Genomic DNA, 16702 nt, shown 5'->3' with positions numbered 1-16702 from the left:
AGCTTTCCCGGTGCGATTGTCCATGGAACCCCCGATAAGAATAACGCGTTCTCTGCGATAAAGGGCATGCGTAATGAAGAAATAAGGACCGAGCACTTGGAGGCCGGCGTGAACGGTCCCTAAGAATTGGCGTTCTTCCTCTAATCTATGAATCGCCCGACGAAAAGCGCGGAGCATGAGCCATGCGGTTTTGTGGGAAACGCCGATCCTTGCAGACAGTTGGACTGCGTTTACACCGTAAGACGAACTTAGCAGTTCGACGGCGGCGAGCCATTTATCCAAGGAAGTTCTGCTCTTCTCCATGACGGTGCCGGCGGTCAAGGAGGTTTGGTGACGGCACAGTGCGCATTGGTAAAGGGGGTTACGACGGGTACCGATCGTATAGCAGCCCGTATATCCGCACCGTGGGCATTCAAAACCGCTCGGCCAGCGTTGACGGTAGAAATATTGATAAGCTCGGCTTTGTTTATCCATGTTAAATCAACTCCTTACAAGATAAATTATACCGAACATATGTTCTGGTATAAAGATGTACTTTCCATTGCCTGCTGAGGAGCGGGAATATGGACGGAATGCGCGGTAACCCACGAAAAGGTTGCGCTCAGGGGCCGCCTATTGGACCCGTGTTTGCCGCAGTTTGCTATATGATGAGAGATTGGCTGCTGAGAGAAGGGAATATGAACGGAATGCGCTCTTGAGAGGCATTGCACGGCGTGAGGAGGATGGGAACGGAGGGCGGGGCGCACTTGTTGGAAAAAAGGGGGGCGGGAACCAACGAAAAAAACTGCGTTCCGAGGAGCCGCCTATTGGACCCGCGTTGCGCAGTTTGCTATACGATAGGAATGAGAGATTGGCTGCTGAGAGAAGGGAATATGAACGGAATGCGCTCTTGAGAGGCATTGCACGGCGTGAGGAGGATGGGACCGGAGGGCGGGGCGCACTTGTTGGAAAAAAGGGGGCGGGAACCAACGAAAAAAACTGCGTTCCGAGGAGTCGCCTATTGGACCCGCGTTACGCAGTTTGCTATATGAAAGGAATGCGAACTTGGCTGCTAAAAGGAAGGGAATATGCACGGAATGGGAATGGAACAGGAGATCAGGCGTAGACGGGTGGGAATTTGTTATTCCCTGCTATCGTGAGGAAGCGTCCGCCGCCGCCTCGGCAGGGACCGAGCTCGGTCCCGGCCGATCAGCCAGAGGAAATACGGAGTCGCGGCGCCGAACGAAGCGGTGTAGTACGGCAAGGCTTGCAGGGACGTTAGCCATACGCGCCGATCGCCCATAGCGAAAGCGGGATCGGCAGCGCTAGGAACGTCAGCTTCTATTTCTACCACAGATGCTTCGCCAACAGCGGAGAGATCAAATTCGTATCGATCGGGCATACCTCCGAGTCGCGCCCGTACTGCCATGCCCAAACGTGGCCTGCGCACGGGGGAGCCTTCGGCCCGAAGGCCGGGGCTTTGTCCTTCTCGGTAACGCCCGGGTCCGGTTCGGCGCTCCATAAAATAGAGTGGGACCCCACCTTGGCGTCCGCAGCCGCCGCCCGGCAGTAGGCAGCGGCGAAGCCGCCTTCCGTCGGATCGTGATAAAACCCGGGCTTGTAATCGCTCGCGTAAAACACTTCGACCCATCCCCGGATCCACGCTTCGTCGACGTCGAAAAACCGCTCCACGTTGGCGAACACGACGACGTTCTTCGGGATCCCGAGCAGCTTCGCGTTATAGATCGCGTTGCGGGCGGCGATGCGCCCGTTCGCAAGGCCGACAGCCCTCCGAAAATCACTGTAAATCGGCAATATTTTGATGCCCTTTCCGTGCAGGAAGCCGATTTCGCGGCGCGTCAACCCGTCGGCGGCTCCCGGCACGGTTTTGATGTACCGGCCCCAAAACTCCGGCATGCCGTAGTGCTCTCGCACGCACGCGAGCAGCCGCTCATCCGCGGGTGATGCGGAGTCGACGCCCCATACCGCTCTTGCCATAACAAATCACGAACTCCTTTGCGTATCGGTTTAGCCCAGTATATGCGGCGCGCCGGGAAGCGTTCGAGGGAAGATGCGGGAAAGTCGCCTGAATCTTCGACGCCGCTCGCCGCGGCAGATCGGTTACACGCCGCGTCGATTTCCCCACAGCCAGGCGTGAAGCTGCGGCAGCACGCGCACGGAGCGGAGGGACGAAGAACGCATCACGGTTTCAACCAGCCATTCGTAGCGTTCCATCAGCCGAGGCAGCAGCGCCGACGCATCGGACTCCGTCACGGCGTCGTTGCCGGATTGCAAATACATAGGAGCCAGCGGATATCGCTTGTGAATCTGTTCGGCGAACCGGAGGTCCTCTTCGTCGAAGACGACGACTTTCAGACTGTAATTCCGGTTCCGGCTCGTCAGTCGATCTACGATGTCGTCCAGCACTCGCAGGTCAGGGGTCATGCCGGAGCTGGGCGGCTTCGGCGACAGCGTCAGTTCGTCGAGCTCCCAAAACCAATCCCGCCACAAGCTGCCTTGCGTTTCCAAAGCGACCTTCAGCCCTCGGTCGTGCAGCAGCGCGATCAGCCCGCCCAGACGAGGCAGCAGCGCTGGATTGCCCCCGGACAGCGTCACATGGGAGAACGTATCCCCGCCGGTCCGGAACAACTCGCCGACGATGTCTGCCGCCTCCATCATCCGAATCTCCCGCTTGCCGCTGCCGTCCCACGTAAACGCGGAATCGCACCAGGCGCACGAATAATCGCAGCCCGCCGTACGGACGAACATCGTTTTTTGCCCGATGACCATGCCCTCGCCCTGGACGGTCGGTCCGAAAATTTCCAAGACCGGGAATCGCTCCGTCATAAGAGACCTCCGCCCGCCATCGGGCGGTACACGACGTAGCTGGTCGGCGTTTCCCTGAGAAAGACTTGCAAGCAGCGGGGCCGATTGACGGTCCGGTCTAAATGCGATTGCACCAGCTCGCAGATCGTTCGAGCCACGACTTCCGTCGTCGGGTACCGATTCGAATCATCGTCTTGAAAATGTTCGGCGTGGTCGTTCAGCAGCGAATGGTCGAACCGGTCGTGAATCCAACGTTTGATGTCCGAGAAATTCGCCAAAAAGCCGTTATCGTCCAAATCGTTACCGGCGATCGTCACATTGACGAAATACGTATGCCCGTGCACGCGGCTGCAAGGTCCGGCGGCGGGGCTCGGGACATAATGCGCCGCCGCGAATTGCAAATCTTTGTTCAATTCGTACCGGTACGGATGGGGAACCGACGGGTAAATTTGTTGAATCATGGCAGCGCCTCCTCGCTGCGGGAACGCAAATATTCCTCGAGTCCGCGCCGACGGAGAAGGCAAGCAGGACATTCCCCGCAGCCGTCGGCCGGAATGCCGTTGTAGCATGTGAGCGTCTGTTCCCGGACGTAATCGAGGACGCCGAGCTCGTCGGCCAATCGCCACGTGTCCGCTTTGGAAAGCCGCATCAGCGGCGTGTCGATGACGAACGGATAATCCATGGCCAAGTTCAAGGTGACGTTCAACGATTTGATGAACACGTCCCGGCAGTCGGGGTAACCGCTGAAATCCGTTTCGCAGACGCCGGTCACGAGATGTTTCGCCCCGGCTTGCTTGGCGAGCACGGCGGCGAACGTCAAGAACAACAAATTGCGCCCGTCGACGAACGTCGTCGGCAGCGAACCTGACTCATGTTCGATCGCGATGTCCTCTCGGGTCAAAGCATTGGGTGCTAACTGGTTCAGCAGCGACATATCCAGTACGTGATGCTTGATCCCCTGTTCCGCGGCGATGCGCGCCGCGCACTCCAGCTCGGCCCGATGACGCTGTCCGTAATCGAAGGTGACCGCCTCCACCCGGCGAAAGCGCCGCATCGCCCAAAACAGGCAGGTAGTGCTATCTTGACCGCCGCTGAACACGACGATTGCGTTTTCGTCTTTCATCATTTTCACGATCCTTTCCCTGGAAACATTAAAAAACGATACCTAAGGAGATAGGTACCGTAATCCTTAGTTTTTTATAGAGGGTTTGCTAGAACCTCTCCCGATGCGGCGCTGCCGACGTCGGAATCTATGCGATTGCCGATTATTGTACTACATTGCTGAAGTCATAGCCATAGGGAATAGGAGGTCAGGCGTATCTCCCGTTATGACGGGACTTTCCTCCCAATTGTTGGGGGCACCCCCCGAAAGGCTGCGCGCCCCCCGAACATTGTGCGTATATCGGGCCAATCGCGGCTCGGAAGTACAAACACATGGGAGAGTGGAAACAAATGAGCATGTGGAAAAAAATGTTGATCAGCGCGTTGGCGTTTTCGATCGTAGCCGGGGGAGCGACGTCCGCCTTCGCGGCGAAGCCGGACTGGGCGGGCAAGCCTGCTTGGGAGAAAGACAACAAGAAGGACAAAGACGACCGTGACGATGACGACAAGGACGATGACGACGACATCCGCGGGATACATATTGAGGTGAACGGGAGGATCGTTCTGCTGACGTTCGACGACGTCGAGAGCGAATCCGCCTGGGCGCTTCAATATATCGCGGAATTGGTCAAGCGCGGAGTATTCACCGGCTACGAGGACGGAACGTTCCGTCCGAACCAGAAGGTGACGCGCATCGAGGCGATCACGGCCGCCGTCCGTCAAATGGGGCTGCGCGCGCAGGCGGAATCCTCCGCCGAAATGTCGACGGAGCTTAATTTTAAGGATGCGGATAAAATCGAGAAGAAATATCCTTGGGCCGTAGGGTACGTCGCCGTCGCGGCGGAGAACGACTTGTTCCTCGAGACGGAAACCGAAGTAAAGCCGGAACAGCCGGCGGATCGGTTGTGGGCGACGATTTTGCTCGTGAAGGCGCTCGGCCTCGAGAACGAAGCGAAGGCGAAAATGAACGCCAGCCTGACGTTCAAAGACAAGAACGAAATTCCGGCGGGCGCCGTCGGCTACGTCGCCGTTGCGCTGGAGAAAGGGCTCATCACGGGCTACGACAACAACACGTTCCGTCCGAATAAGCCGGTGACCCGCGCCGAGCTGGCGGCCATCCTCGACCGGACGGGCGATCAGCTGCCGGACTCCGACTCCGGGTACGCGCAGGTGAACGGCACGTTCGCGGGCATCGTCGACGGCAAGGTGACGATTACGGCGAACGGCGCAACGAAGGCGTACGCGGTCAGCCAAGACGTAACGGTGCTGCGCAACAACGCATGGGCGAAGCTTAGCGACCTCGCGGTTGGCGACAAGGTGACGGCGGTCGTATCGAACGGACTCGTCATTTTCTTGAACGTGACGCAATCCGCCACGGTAACGGACGGGCAAAAAACGGGCACGGTGACGGCGGTCGGCGCGAATACGCTGACGCTGTCCAAGGACGGGCAAACGACGCAATACACGGTCAAGAGCGACGCGGTCATTCTGCGCAATAACGCGACGGTCGCGCTGAGCGCGGTGAAGGTCGGCGACGAGGCGACGGTCGTCGTCTCCGGCGGCCAGATCGTGCACGTGAATGTGACGAAGACGGCGACGGTGACGGACGGTACGAAAACCGGCGCGGTGACGGCGGTCGGCGCGAACACGCTGACGCTCGTCAAGGATGGGCAAACGACGCAGTACACGGTGAAAAGCGATGCGATCATCGTTCGGAACGGCGCGACGGTTACGCTGAGCGCGGTCAAAGTCGGCGATCAGGTGTCGGTCGTCGTGGCGGGCGGCGTCGTCATCCACGTGAACGTGACGCAGCCGATCGCGGAAAGCGGGCAAGTCAGCGGCGTCGTGACGGCCGTATACGGCAGCACGATCGATCTGACCGTGAACAATACCGTCGTTTCGTATCCGGTGGAAGCGAACGCGACGATCGTTCGCAACGGCGCCGTCGTCTCCTTGAGCGCCGTTCAGCCGGGCGACGGGGTGAGCGTCGTGCTCGCTAGCGGCAAAGTGCTGCACTTGACCGTGACCAGCCCGGTGTCCGACAATAACACCGGCGTCTACACGGTGACGGGCAAGTACCAAGGCCACCGGACGGAAAACGGCAAAGTGGTGCAAATTTCGATCTCCACCGAGCAGAATAACAGCGTCGTCACTCGCGTCTATAACGTCTCCGCCGACGCGGTCGTCAACGGCAACGCGCTGACGCTCGAGAAAGGCGTGACGAATGTCGAGCTCGTCGTCGCGAACCAGCTCGTAACGATTATCAACATTAAATAATAAATAGATCAACCGGGCGCAAGCCCCGCCTCTCCGGCGGGGCTTGCCGCCGTTTCGGGGGCGTTGTCTTTTCGCCGAACGTTTGGTTTATAATGGGAGCAGACTGGAACCAAACCGAGCTCGAGGTGAACGATGAACGAAACGGTATTGCAAATTACAGGTTTGGTCGGCGGATACAGCCGGCGGCGTCCCGTCCTTCGGGACGTCGACGCAAGGGTGCGGCCCGGCGAGCTGATCGGCTTGCTCGGGTTGAACGGAGCGGGCAAGAGCACGCTGATGAAGCATATTATCGGGCTGCTGCTGCCGCAGTCCGGCACGGTGGAGGTATGCGGACGCACGCTGCAAGCGGACGTCGAGACGTATCGGTCGTCGCTCGCGTTCGTGCCGGAGAGTCCGCTGCTGTACGATCAGCTGTCGGTATGGGAGCATCTGGAATGGACGGCGATGGCGTACGGCGTCGACGAGAAGACGTTTCGGCAGCGGGCGGACCGGCTGTTGGAGCGGTTCCGCATGGGCGCCGAGAAGAACAAATTCGCGGGACATCTCTCGAAAGGGATGCGGCAGAAGGTGATGCTCATGTGCGCGTTTCTCGTCCGGCCGCCGCTGTACGTCATCGACGAGCCGTTCCTCGGACTCGATCCGCTCGCGATCGAGGCGCTGCTCGAGCAGATGCGGGAGGAGAAGCTGGCGGGCTCAGGCCTCATCGTCAGCTCGCATATTTTATCGATGCTAGAAAGCTACTGCGACGGCTACGTCGTTCTGCACGAGGGAAGCGTCGTCGCGCGGGGCGCAGCCGAGGACGTCATCGCCGCGGCGGGCACGCCGCGCGAGGGGAAGGTCGAGCAGGCGTTCTTCAAGCTCGTCGGGGGGGCGGCCAGATGAACGCGCGGTCGCTGTGGGAGCGGCGTCGCGCCGCGTATTTACGCGAGACGATGCCTTATTGGCGGTACGTGCTCGGCAGCGGAGGTCTCGCGATGGGCTTCGCTTTCATCTTGTTCGTGCAGGGCTACGCGTCGCTGCTGAACCGGGCGCAGGCGGAGGGCGCGGTCGGGCCGTGGCTCCCCGCCTTCGCCGCCGCCGCGGCCGCCGCCGCGCTCGCGTGGAATCCGGCGCGCACGTATTTGACGCAGGCCGATCTCGTGCTGCTGCTGCCGATGGAGGCGCGCCTTGCCGGCTACTTCCGCGCGGCGAAGCGGCTTGGCGCGGCATGGTCCGGCGCGGCGCTCGCGGCGGCGCTCGCCCTGTACGCGCCGTTCTACGCGGCCGCCGGCTTCGGCGGAGCAGCCGCCTACGCGGGGGCCGCCGCGGCGCTGCTGGCGCTGAAGGCGCTGCTCGTCTACGGCGCGTGGAAGGAGCGCCAACTCCGCTTCGCCGGCGCGCGCTTCGCCTTCGCCGCCGCGAAGGCGGCGGCCGCGTTCGCGACCGCGTTTACGCTGCTGCGCGGTCCGCTCGACGCCGAGGCGGCGGGGCTGCTCGCGCTCTGGGCGGCGTACGCTGCCGCGCTCCGCGCGCCCAAGGCGTATCGGTACCATTGGGAGCGGCTCGTCGAGGCCGAACGGCGCACGGTCGCGCTGCACGAAGCGTGGTTCGGCTTGTTCGTCGATTTGCCGCATCGCGCGGAGACGTATCGGGCGCGCCCGTATTGGAACGCCCTGCTGCGAATACTTCCGCATAAGCGTACGAACGCCTTTCTATACTTATACTGGCGCACGTTTCTGCGCTCGACGCTGTCCGCGCTCGCGCTGCGCATCGTCGCCGTCGAGGCGCTGTTCGTCTGGGCGTTCCCGCACCCGGGGGCGGCCGCGGCAGCGTTCGCAGCGGCCTGCTGGATCATGGGGCTGCAGCTGCGCGCCATCCGCACGCCGCCGGAGGAGCCGCTGCTCGCCGCGATGTCGCCGCTGCCGGACGCCCTGCGCGAGCGGTCGCAGCGGTCGGTGCAGCGGACGGCGCAGCTCGTCCTGACCGCGCTGCTCGCCGTTCCGCTCGCCGTCGTCGCTCCGCCAGGCATCGCCGCGGCGTGCGCCGCCGCCGGCGCGGCGGCCGCTTTCCTTTTTGCCAGCAAACGTCCCCTTCGTTTATAATGGTCTACAAATATAAAACAAAGGTGGTAGTTCGATGGCCGACGAAAGAATTGTAAGGCTGGCCGACATCCTCGTCAATCACTCGCTCAAGGTGCAGCCCGGGGAGAAAATACTGATCAACGGCTCGACGAGCGCCATTCCTTTGATTCGGGAAGTGTACAAGAGCGTGCTGAAGGCAGGGGGCTACCCGCACACGAACGTAGAGGTTCCAGGCTTGCTCGGCACGCTCATGCGCGAAGGGACGGAGGAGCAGATCGGGTACGCCGGCTGGACGGAGCTGCTCTTTTACCATATGGACGGGTACGTCAACATTTTGTCGGAGGAAAATACGAAGGAGCTGACGAACGTCGAGTCCCGCCGGATGACGCTGCGCAGCAAGGCTCGACGTCCGGCGCTCGAGCATTTGATGGCGGACAAGGCGAAATGGGTGCTGACCAAGTTCCCGACGCAGGGCTACGCGCAGGATGCGGAGATGTCCCTCGAGGAGCTGGAAAACTTCATCTACGGCGCGGCGAACGTCGACTATGCCGAGATCGAACGTTCGATGCAGGCCGCGGCGGCGAAATTCGACGCGGCGAGCAAGGTTCGCATCGTCGGCTCGAACGGCACGGATGTGACGGTCGACATCGAGGGGCGCAAAGGCATCATCGCGGCCGGCCGCCACAACATCCCGGACGGCGAGTTTTATTACACGCCGAATTTCCGGAAGACGGAGGGCACGATATTCTTCGAATGGCCGACGACGTACCGCGGCCGGGAGATCTCGGGCATTCGCCTCGTCTTCCGCGAAGGCCAGGTCGTCGAGGCGACGGCGCAGAAAGGGCAGGAGTTCTTGGAAGAGGCGCTGAACAGCGACGAAGGCGCGCGCTATTTGGGCGAGCTCGGCATCGGCGCCAACTACGGCATTACGCGGCCGACGAAGGACATCCTGTTCGACGAGAAGATCGGCGGCTCGATTCATCTGGCGCTCGGCCAGGCGTACGAACAAGGCGGACCCGACGGCAACAAGTCGGTTATCCATTGGGACATCGTAAAAGGGCTGATGGACGGCGGGGAGATTTACCTCGACGGCGAGCTCGTGCAAAAAAACGGGAAATGGGTGTTTTAACGTAAGACGATTTTGGGAACGCAGAACGACTCCCGCGCGGCGGGGGTCGTTTTTTATTGACCTCGCAGGAACGAAGGGGGCGTTCGTTTCGTAAATAAGAATATATGATCGACGAAAGGAGCGTGCGCGAATGAGCGCCGGAGGCTGCCTAAAGTGCGGAAGCAGAGACGCCGCTACGAAAGAAGTCGCTATGACCGGGACGGGGCTGTCGAAAATGTTCGATATCCAAAACAACGAATTTATCGTCGTGTATTGTAAACATTGCGGATACTCCGAGTTTTACCATCGAAAGTCGTCCAAAGCGTCGAACGCGATCGATTTCTTCTTCGGCGGATAAGCGTCGCCGGGCGGAATTCGTTCGCCGAGCGTCCTCTTCGGAGCGAAGTTTCGCTGTAATGTTGCGGCGTACGCGCAACGGACTATCGTCTCGTGCAGCAGCAAGCGTAACTGAGGCCAACGCAAATAAAAAGCCGCTTCGCCGTCATTCGCATGACGGGCGGAGCGGCTTTCTTCATTCGGCTAAGGTTTGACCTGTACTTGTTCCAATTCTTTCACGCCTTGGTACAGCAGTTCGAACAGCTGGGCGATGTCGCCTTCTTCAAGGCACGAGAACGCGACGCGCAGATCGGTGTCTCCGAGAGCGATCGTGCCGACGCCGTACTTCTCGAGCGCATGGCGGCGAAGCGCCTCGGCGTTCACCGTCTTGAGCTTCAAGCACATGAAGTAGCCGGAGTTGAACGGATAGTAATCCCAAGCGTCGTCGTATTTGCCGCTGTCGAGCACCTGCTTCGTCCGGTTCGCGCGGGCTTTCAAAATTTCGACCTTCTCGGCGCGCTGCGCGTCGAAATCCGGATGCTGCAGCGCCTTCAGTACGAACGTCTGCGACGGGTGGGCGCAGCTCGAAACGGTCGCGCGGATTATGCCGAGCGTCTTCTGCTCCAGCGCTTCGTTCGCCTCGACCGATCCGGCGCCGAACGTGATGAAGCCGACGCGGAAGCCCCAGACGAATTCTTCCTTCGTCGCGCCGTCGACTTTGATCGGCAGCACGTTCGGATGAAGGCCGATCAACCGGCCGAACAGCGATTCGCGGACCGAGTCTTCGAAGAACAGGCCGAAGTACGCGTCGTCCGTCACGACGACGGTCTTGACGCCCGCTTCCGCGCCGGCTTTGACGGCGGCGACGATGCCTTCCGCTTCGGCGTTCGTCGGCGTGTAGCCCGTCGGATTGTTCGGGAAGTTGAGGACGACGATCGCTTTGCCGCGCTCTTTCTGGGCGAGAACGGCGTCCAGCAGCCCGGCGCTGTTGAACTTGCCGGCCTCGTCGTACAGCGGGAACGTCACGATGCGGGCGCCGCGGCGGATGCCGAACGTCAGCTCATAGTTCTCCCAGTTTTTCTCCGGCATGACGACCGCGTCGCCTTCGTCCGCGAACAGATCGGCCACGATGCTGAGCCCGTGCGTGAGCGCGTTCGTGACGATCGGGTTGCTGAACGTTTTGCCCGCGAGCGACGGGTTTTCCTTCAGCATCTTCTCGCGCCATACCGCGCGCAGCTCGGGCTTGCCTTCCGGCGGCGCGTACGGGTACAGATCGGCCGGCGCGTATTCGGACAAATTGTCCTGCAGCAAGGCAAGGTGCATCGGCGTCTTGCCTTCCGTCGCGATGCCGATCGTCGCGTTGAACGTCTTGGCCAGCTTCTTCGCCTCGGCCGACTGGTTCAAAATGCCGACCTTCGGGAAATAGATCGACTGACCGAGCCGCGACAGCATGTCGTACGCCGCCGGGTTCGCGCTCTTCAGCGTTTCGTTGACTTGGACCGCTTGGGGATTCATGGAAACAGGTCATTCCTTCCGACAAAAGGTTTTCGTGTATTATATCACGGCGCCGCGGGGGCGTCATCCGCGAGCGGCGGGGATGTCGCCGATTTTCTCGCCCATGCGGAGCTTCGCTCCGGCGGCGAGCCGTTCGGACGGGACGAACGCGCCTTTCTCCCACAAGAGGACGACGGTGGACCCGAATTCGAAATAGGCGAGCTCCTCGCCCTTCTTAACGCGTTCGGGCGGCCGGTCGCCGGCGACATAGCGGATGGAGCCGACGTTCATCGCGCCGACCTTCACGAGCGCGGTCGTCGTTCCGCAGCTTTCTAAATACGTGACGAGGCGGGCGTTCCGGGACAGCACCTTCCGCATAAGGCGCATGGACGGATCGTTCACCGGATACACCTTGCCCGGGATGCGGTCGCTTTCGATGACGGCCGCGTCGATCGGCGAATGGATGCGGTGGTAATCGGCCGGCGACAAATAAATGACCGCGAACGTTCCGCCGTCGTACCGCGATGCGTGCGGCGAGCCGTTCAAGAGCTCGTCGACGGTGTACGTCTGGCCTTTCACCAGGAAAGCGCGCTCCGGTCCGACGACGCCCGCGTCGGCGACCGTGCCGTCGACGGGGCTGACGACGGACCGCTCGCCGGCGTCGACGGCGCGCGCCTCCGCCTTCAGCCGGCGGATGAAGAAATCGTTGAGAGAGGCGTACTCCTCGATAGAGAGCTCCGCCTCTTCGACCGCGATGCGGTACATGGCCGCGAATCTCGGGATCAGCCTGCGGCTCGCGGGCGATTTGGCGAACGCGCCGGCAAGCTTCGCGAGGGCGGGTCTCGAGGTCAGCTCGGTTAACGTGCGAAAGATCATATTCCACATGATGTCCGGGTCTCCTAAATCAGGTCGTCGTTTTTCGGTATTCGCCGCAAGACAAACAGGTGGCTGAGTTGACGTTTACAGGGTACGATGAGCCGGACCATTTCGTGCAGCAGATCGGCGCTTTGCTCTCGACGTCGTTCGAGACGGAGACGCAGAACGGGCAGCCCGACACGAGCTCGGACGTGAGCTGCAGCAACTTTCGTTTCAACCCTACAAGCTCAGGCATACGGCGGATTCCATCCCTTCCGTTAGTTCACTCGGTTATTATACTAAGAAATGCGAATTTTTCCTATGCCCGGCTGCGAATTCCGCGAACCGCTTCGCCGCGCCGCTTTTGCCGCGCCCTCCGCTTTCGCCGCGCCCAAAGGGCGAACGGCTGTACATTTAGTCGAACGCCCCATGATAGTTACCGTGCCTTTCGCGCGGCATCTGCCATACAGTAAAGGGAGACGATTGTCGCGTTTCAACGTCATTACAGCGTGGAGGGATACCTAGTGAAGGGCTTACTCTTATGCGCCGGCAGGGGTTCGCGGCTGCGTCCGCTCACCTTCTCCCGGCCGAAGCATCTCCTGCCGGTCATGAACAAACCGGTGCTGTTCTACGGCATCGAATCCATGGTCCGCGCGGGCATCGCGGATATAGCCGTCGTCGTTCCTCCCGGCTACCGGAAGTCGTTCGACGAGGCGCTCCGGGGGGGCGCGCCGTGGAATATCAAGATTACGCTGGTCGAACAGCCGGAGCCGCTCGGGCTCGCGGACGCCGTGAGGGTGGCGGAGGACTACGTGGGGGGCGACGACTTTCTGTTGTATTTAGGCGACAACGTCATCGACGGCCCGCTCTCGCCGCTGATCGAGCGGTTCCGGCTCGAACGGCTCGAAGGCCTCGTGTCCGTCAGCCCGGTCGACCGTCCGGAGCAGTTCGGCGTCGTGCAGCTCGACGGCGACCGTCTCGTCCGAGTGGTCGAGAAGCCGAAGCACCCGCCGAGCAATCTCGCCATCAACGGAGTGTACTTGTTCCGCGCGTCGATTTTCCGCGCGATCGCGGGACTGCGTCCGTCGGCGCGGGGCGAATACGAGCTGACCGACGCGATCCAAAAGCTGGTGGAGGACGGCCGGCAGGTCGGGGTGTTCCGCTCGCCGTATTGGTGGAAGGACACCGGTCAGCCGAAGGATTTGATCTTGTGCAACCAGCACTTTTTGAGGCGGCTCGAAGGGCTGCGAGTGAAGGGCGACATCGACGCCCGCTCCAACGTCACGAGCCCGGTCGTCGTCGGCGAGAATACCGTAATCATCGACAGCGTCATCCGCGGTCCCGTCGTCATCGGCCGAGGATGCCGGATCGAGAACAGCTACATCGGCCCGTACACGGCGATCGCCGACCATGCGGTCGTCCGCGGCAGCGAGGTGGAGAACAGCATCGTCATGGAGCATGCGGTGCTCGATAACGTGCCTACCCGCATCGACGAAAGCTTAATCGGCGCCGACGCGCGCGTGATCGGCCAATCGCAGCCGCCGAAGCGCGCGAGACTATGGGTGGGCGACCATTCCCAAATGCATCTGCCGCGGTGACGTCCGCGGCGCGGGGCGGCTCGTCCGACGACGGAACGAAAACAAGAGGAGGCTGCCCCGCCTCCCCCGTAATTCTTCGTAATTCCTCCGCTTTACGACCGGTTACCGATCACTTCGTCGTAAAAATTCTTCTGCTTGCCGAGCTGCGTCCGCAAATTGAAATCCCGCTCGACCTTCTTTCTCGCGTTGCCTCCGAATTCCGACCACCACTCGGGATGCTCCGCCATCCACACGAGCGCTTCCGCCAGCTTCTTCGCGTCGCGCTCCGGGACGAGCAGGCCGGATTTCCGATGCTCGACCAGCTCCGGAATGCCCGCATGCTTCGTCGAAACGACCGGCATGCCGGTAGCCATCGCTTCCTTCAGCGTGTTCGGAATGCCCTCTTGATTGCCGTTCGCGTCGGTGACGCTCGGCGCGCAGAAGATGTGGGATTTCGCATACGCCTCGTGAATGCTTCGATAGTCGACCCACGGGATCAGCTTAACGCTTTTGCCGAGGCCGGCGCGGTCGATCAGCTTTCGGTACTGCGGTTCCAACGGCCCCTCGCCGATCAAGACGAGTTTCGCTTTCTCGCGCCGCCGCTTCAGCTCGGCGAACGCCTGAATCAGCACGTCGAAGCCTTTCTTCTCTACGAAGCGCCCGACCGCGAGCACGCGGAGCTTCTCGTCCGCCTCCACGGTCCGCGGCCGAAACTCGAACCGGTTCAGGTCGACGCCGCCGTACAGCACCCGGATTTTCTCCTCCGGGCAGCCGAGACGCATAATTTCGCGCTTCAGATGCTCGCATACCGGGAAAAATCGGTCCGCGAGCTTGAACAGCTTGCGCAGCGACTCCAGGTTTTCCGCGTTCTTCCTCGGATACGCGGTCGCGTCGTTGCCCCGGAAGCCGACGAACAACGGGAGGCCGAGCTCCTTCTTCAAAAAATGGAACGGCGACGCGAGCGTGCCGTGATGCACGTGCATGCCTACGACGCGCCGCTTCTCCAAAAGGTCCGGTTTGCGTTCGATGTCGCCGAGCGACCATACCTCGACGTCCTTGCCGACCGGGCGAAGCTCCTTCTTTTTTCTAGTGACGAAAACGCCGCGATACCCTTCCACGTTCAAAATTTGCGCCGTTACGTGCCCGTCGGCGAGCGAATATTTATGGTGCAGCATTGTCCGTTCCGTGTCTTTCATGAACGCAACCCCCTTCGGATGCCGAATAGTCTTGCGCCGAAATTCGGCGCTTCCGCCGACGCCTTCGCGCCGGACGTCTTGCGTCCGCTGCTGATCGCGGCGAGATCTTTCTCCCCCCAGCGGTACAGCTTCAGCGCGGCGCTCCGGATGCGCCGATGCCGCTTCGAGGAAGGCAGATGCTTGCGTTCGTGCCTGCGGTAGACGGCCAGCGCCTTCTGCTGGCAAAATCCGCGGTAATGGGCGGCGAGCCGCAGCCACATATCCCAATCCTGCGAATAGCGGTAGTTCGGATGGAACAAGCCCGCCTTCTCGAAGCAGCTGCGATGCACGACGACGGTGGACGTGCGGATCGTGAAATCGCGCCGGTACAAATGATAGCGGAACTGATCCAAGTCTTTGTACTGCTTCCCTTTGCGAAGCTTCCGCCGCCGAAGATTGACGTCGTAATACCATGAGTACAAGAAATTGCATTCCGGATGCTTCTCGAGAAACTTGCGGTTCGCTTCCAGCTTATTCGGGAGAAACCGGTCGTCGGAATCGAGAAACGCGATGAACTCGCCCCGAGCGGCGCGGATGCCCGTGTTGCGCGCTTCGGACGGTCCGCGGTTCGGCTGATGGATGTACCGGACGCGGCCGCCGAACGACTGAACGACGCGGCGCGTCCGGTCGGTCGAGCCGTCGTCGACGACGATGATTTCGTAATCGTCGCACGTTTGGTTCAGCACGCTGCGGATCGCGCGGCCGATGAATTTCTCCCGGTTATAGGTCGGGATGACGACGCTGAAAAGCGGGCGTTCCCGCCGTTCGGCCTCCAGCGCGGCATGCGATGCGATGATGCGATCGAACAGCGCCTCGAGCTTGGCCGTTTGGGCGTTCCGGTCGAAGTCGGTCTCGATCCGTTCGCGCGCGTTCCGGCCGAACCGCCCCCACGTGTCGGGCCGGCTGATCAGCTGGATCAGCTTGCCGGCGAGGGCGGCGGGGTCGTTCTCCGGCACGAGGAGGCCGCTGATGCCGTCTTCGATCAGTTCCGGAATGCCCGAATGGAACGTCGAGACGACCGGCAAGCCCGTCGCCATCGCTTCCTTCAGCGCGTTCGGGATCCCTTCGATGCTTCCTTCGCTGTCTCTCATGCTGGGCAAACAAAACAGATGCGCGGACAAAAGCTGCTTCGCCACTTCGCGATGCGTCAGCGCGCCCGTAAATTCGACGTAGCGCGTCAGGCGAAGCTTCGCGGCGAGACGCCGCATGGACGGCAGCAGCTTGCCTTCGCCGACCATCGTGAGGCGCACGTTCGGGAACGCCTCGCGCACGAGCCGGAACGCGTGCAGCAGCACGTCGGCGCCCTTCTTCTCGACCATGCGGCCGACGTAGAGCAGTCGAATCGGCCCGCGCTCGGGCGGCGTCCGCTCCCGGAACGGAAACCGCTCCAGATCGATCCCGCTGTAGTGGACGACGACCTTCTCCTCGGGGCAGCCGTAGCGCAGCAGCTCCGCTTTCATCGCCGCGCACGGAACGGTAAAGCAGTCGCCGGCGGCGAACAGCTCGAGGAGCTTCTTTCGCTGCTTGCGCATCCGCTTCGCCCCGGGCGCGTCGCAGCCGTGGAACGACGTGACGAGCGGGACGTTCCACTTCGCGCGCAGCGGCGCGAGCTTCACGCCGGCCATCCCGAAGCGCGCGTGCAACAGCGCGAAATCGCGCCGGCGCACCCGCCGCTCGAGCTCCTTCCCGCTTGGGTCGACCGTGACGCGGTCGAACGGCATTTGGGCTTTATTGATGCGCTTCTCGCAAAACACGTGCGGCTCATACCGCTTCAAGTGCAGCAGTTCGCCGTAAATGAACGTTTCGCTGATCGGCAAAAACGAGGAGCGTATGACGGCTATGCGATTCAGGGGA

16 protein-coding genes and 1 riboswitch are annotated in these 16702 nt (G+C 61.4%); of the genes, 6 read left to right on the top strand and 10 right to left on the bottom strand.

Going from position 1 to position 16702, the window contains the following annotated elements:
• The 5 genes from VE009_RS19825 to queC form a co-directional block, all read right to left on the bottom strand.
• On the bottom strand, positions 1-474 hold a 474-nt coding region (locus VE009_RS19825; protein ID WP_325010618.1), incomplete at its 3' end, for an IS1595 family transposase.
• Between the two features lie 852 nt (positions 475-1326).
• The gene (locus tag VE009_RS19820; RefSeq protein ID WP_325010616.1) at positions 1327-1977 is read right to left on the bottom strand and encodes a glycoside hydrolase domain-containing protein; all 651 of its coding nucleotides are present in this window, start codon (positions 1975-1977) and stop codon (positions 1327-1329) included.
• A gap of 123 nt (positions 1978-2100) precedes the next feature.
• On the bottom strand, positions 2101-2826 hold the full coding sequence (gene queE, locus VE009_RS19815) for a 7-carboxy-7-deazaguanine synthase QueE (RefSeq protein ID WP_325010614.1): 726 nt from the start codon (positions 2824-2826) through the stop codon (positions 2101-2103).
• Positions 2823-3266, bottom strand: a complete 444-nt coding sequence (locus tag VE009_RS19810) for a 6-pyruvoyl tetrahydropterin synthase family protein (protein WP_325010612.1) — start codon at positions 3264-3266, stop codon at positions 2823-2825. The genes queE and VE009_RS19810 overlap by 4 nt, the downstream gene beginning before the upstream one ends.
• Complete coding sequence (gene queC / locus VE009_RS19805; RefSeq protein WP_325010631.1) at positions 3263-3928, bottom strand: 7-cyano-7-deazaguanine synthase QueC; 666 nt, start codon at positions 3926-3928, stop codon at positions 3263-3265. Before queC ends, VE009_RS19810 begins: the two co-directional genes overlap by 4 nt.
• A gap of 60 nt (positions 3929-3988) precedes the next feature.
• A riboswitch (PreQ1 riboswitch) is annotated at positions 3989-4032 on the bottom strand.
• A gap of 225 nt (positions 4033-4257) precedes the next feature.
• Here queC and VE009_RS19800 point away from each other — a divergent pair.
• From VE009_RS19800 to VE009_RS19780, 5 genes are all read left to right on the top strand, one after another.
• Entirely contained in the window at positions 4258-6183 is a 1926-nt protein-coding gene (locus VE009_RS19800; RefSeq protein ID WP_325010610.1) for an S-layer homology domain-containing protein, read from the top strand.
• Between the two features lie 132 nt (positions 6184-6315).
• The gene (locus VE009_RS19795) at positions 6316-7065 is read left to right on the top strand and encodes an ABC transporter ATP-binding protein (protein WP_325010608.1); all 750 of its coding nucleotides are present in this window, start codon (positions 6316-6318) and stop codon (positions 7063-7065) included.
• The gene (locus VE009_RS19790) at positions 7062-8264 is read left to right on the top strand and encodes an ABC transporter permease (protein ID WP_325010606.1); all 1203 of its coding nucleotides are present in this window, start codon (positions 7062-7064) and stop codon (positions 8262-8264) included. Before VE009_RS19795 ends, VE009_RS19790 begins: the two co-directional genes overlap by 4 nt.
• A 34-nt stretch (positions 8265-8298) precedes the next feature.
• Positions 8299-9372, top strand: a complete 1074-nt coding sequence (locus tag VE009_RS19785; RefSeq protein WP_325010605.1) for an aminopeptidase — start codon at positions 8299-8301, stop codon at positions 9370-9372.
• A gap of 130 nt (positions 9373-9502) precedes the next feature.
• The gene (locus tag VE009_RS19780) at positions 9503-9709 is read left to right on the top strand and encodes a zinc ribbon domain-containing protein (protein WP_325010603.1); all 207 of its coding nucleotides are present in this window, start codon (positions 9503-9505) and stop codon (positions 9707-9709) included.
• 182 nt (positions 9710-9891) lie between these two features.
• Here the strand turns inward: VE009_RS19780 and VE009_RS19775 are convergent, their stop codons facing one another.
• The 3 genes from VE009_RS19775 to VE009_RS19765 all read right to left on the bottom strand — a co-directional run bounded on the left by VE009_RS19775 (position 9892) and on the right by VE009_RS19765 (position 12292).
• The gene (locus VE009_RS19775; RefSeq protein ID WP_325010601.1) at positions 9892-11202 is read right to left on the bottom strand and encodes an aminotransferase class I/II-fold pyridoxal phosphate-dependent enzyme; all 1311 of its coding nucleotides are present in this window, start codon (positions 11200-11202) and stop codon (positions 9892-9894) included.
• A 63-nt stretch (positions 11203-11265) separates the two neighbouring features.
• The gene (asd, locus tag VE009_RS19770; protein WP_325010600.1) at positions 11266-12066 is read right to left on the bottom strand and encodes an archaetidylserine decarboxylase; all 801 of its coding nucleotides are present in this window, start codon (positions 12064-12066) and stop codon (positions 11266-11268) included.
• A gap of 19 nt (positions 12067-12085) precedes the next feature.
• Positions 12086-12292, bottom strand: a complete 207-nt coding sequence (locus VE009_RS19765; RefSeq protein WP_325010598.1) for a hypothetical protein — start codon at positions 12290-12292, stop codon at positions 12086-12088.
• A gap of 268 nt (positions 12293-12560) precedes the next feature.
• Here VE009_RS19765 and VE009_RS19760 point away from each other — a divergent pair, with 268 nt between their 5' ends.
• Positions 12561-13634: a glucose-1-phosphate thymidylyltransferase gene (locus VE009_RS19760; protein ID WP_325010596.1), complete on the top strand. Its 1074-nt coding sequence runs from the start codon at positions 12561-12563 to the stop codon at positions 13632-13634.
• A gap of 92 nt (positions 13635-13726) precedes the next feature.
• On the opposite strand, the gene VE009_RS19755 is transcribed toward VE009_RS19760, so the two are convergent.
• Together VE009_RS19755 and VE009_RS19750 are read right to left on the bottom strand one after the other, a co-directional pair.
• Complete coding sequence (locus tag VE009_RS19755; protein WP_325010594.1) at positions 13727-14809, bottom strand: glycosyltransferase; 1083 nt, start codon at positions 14807-14809, stop codon at positions 13727-13729.
• Positions 14806-16665, bottom strand: a complete 1860-nt coding sequence (locus tag VE009_RS19750; protein ID WP_325010592.1) for a glycosyltransferase — start codon at positions 16663-16665, stop codon at positions 14806-14808. Before VE009_RS19750 ends, VE009_RS19755 begins: the two co-directional genes overlap by 4 nt.
• Positions 16666-16702: the final 37 nt, after the last annotated feature.

This window comes from Paenibacillus sp., assembly GCF_035645195.1.
Classification (GTDB): Bacteria; Bacillota; Bacilli; order Paenibacillales; family YIM-B00363; genus Paenibacillus_AE.
This window is presented reverse-complemented; position numbering and strand designations above follow the sequence as displayed.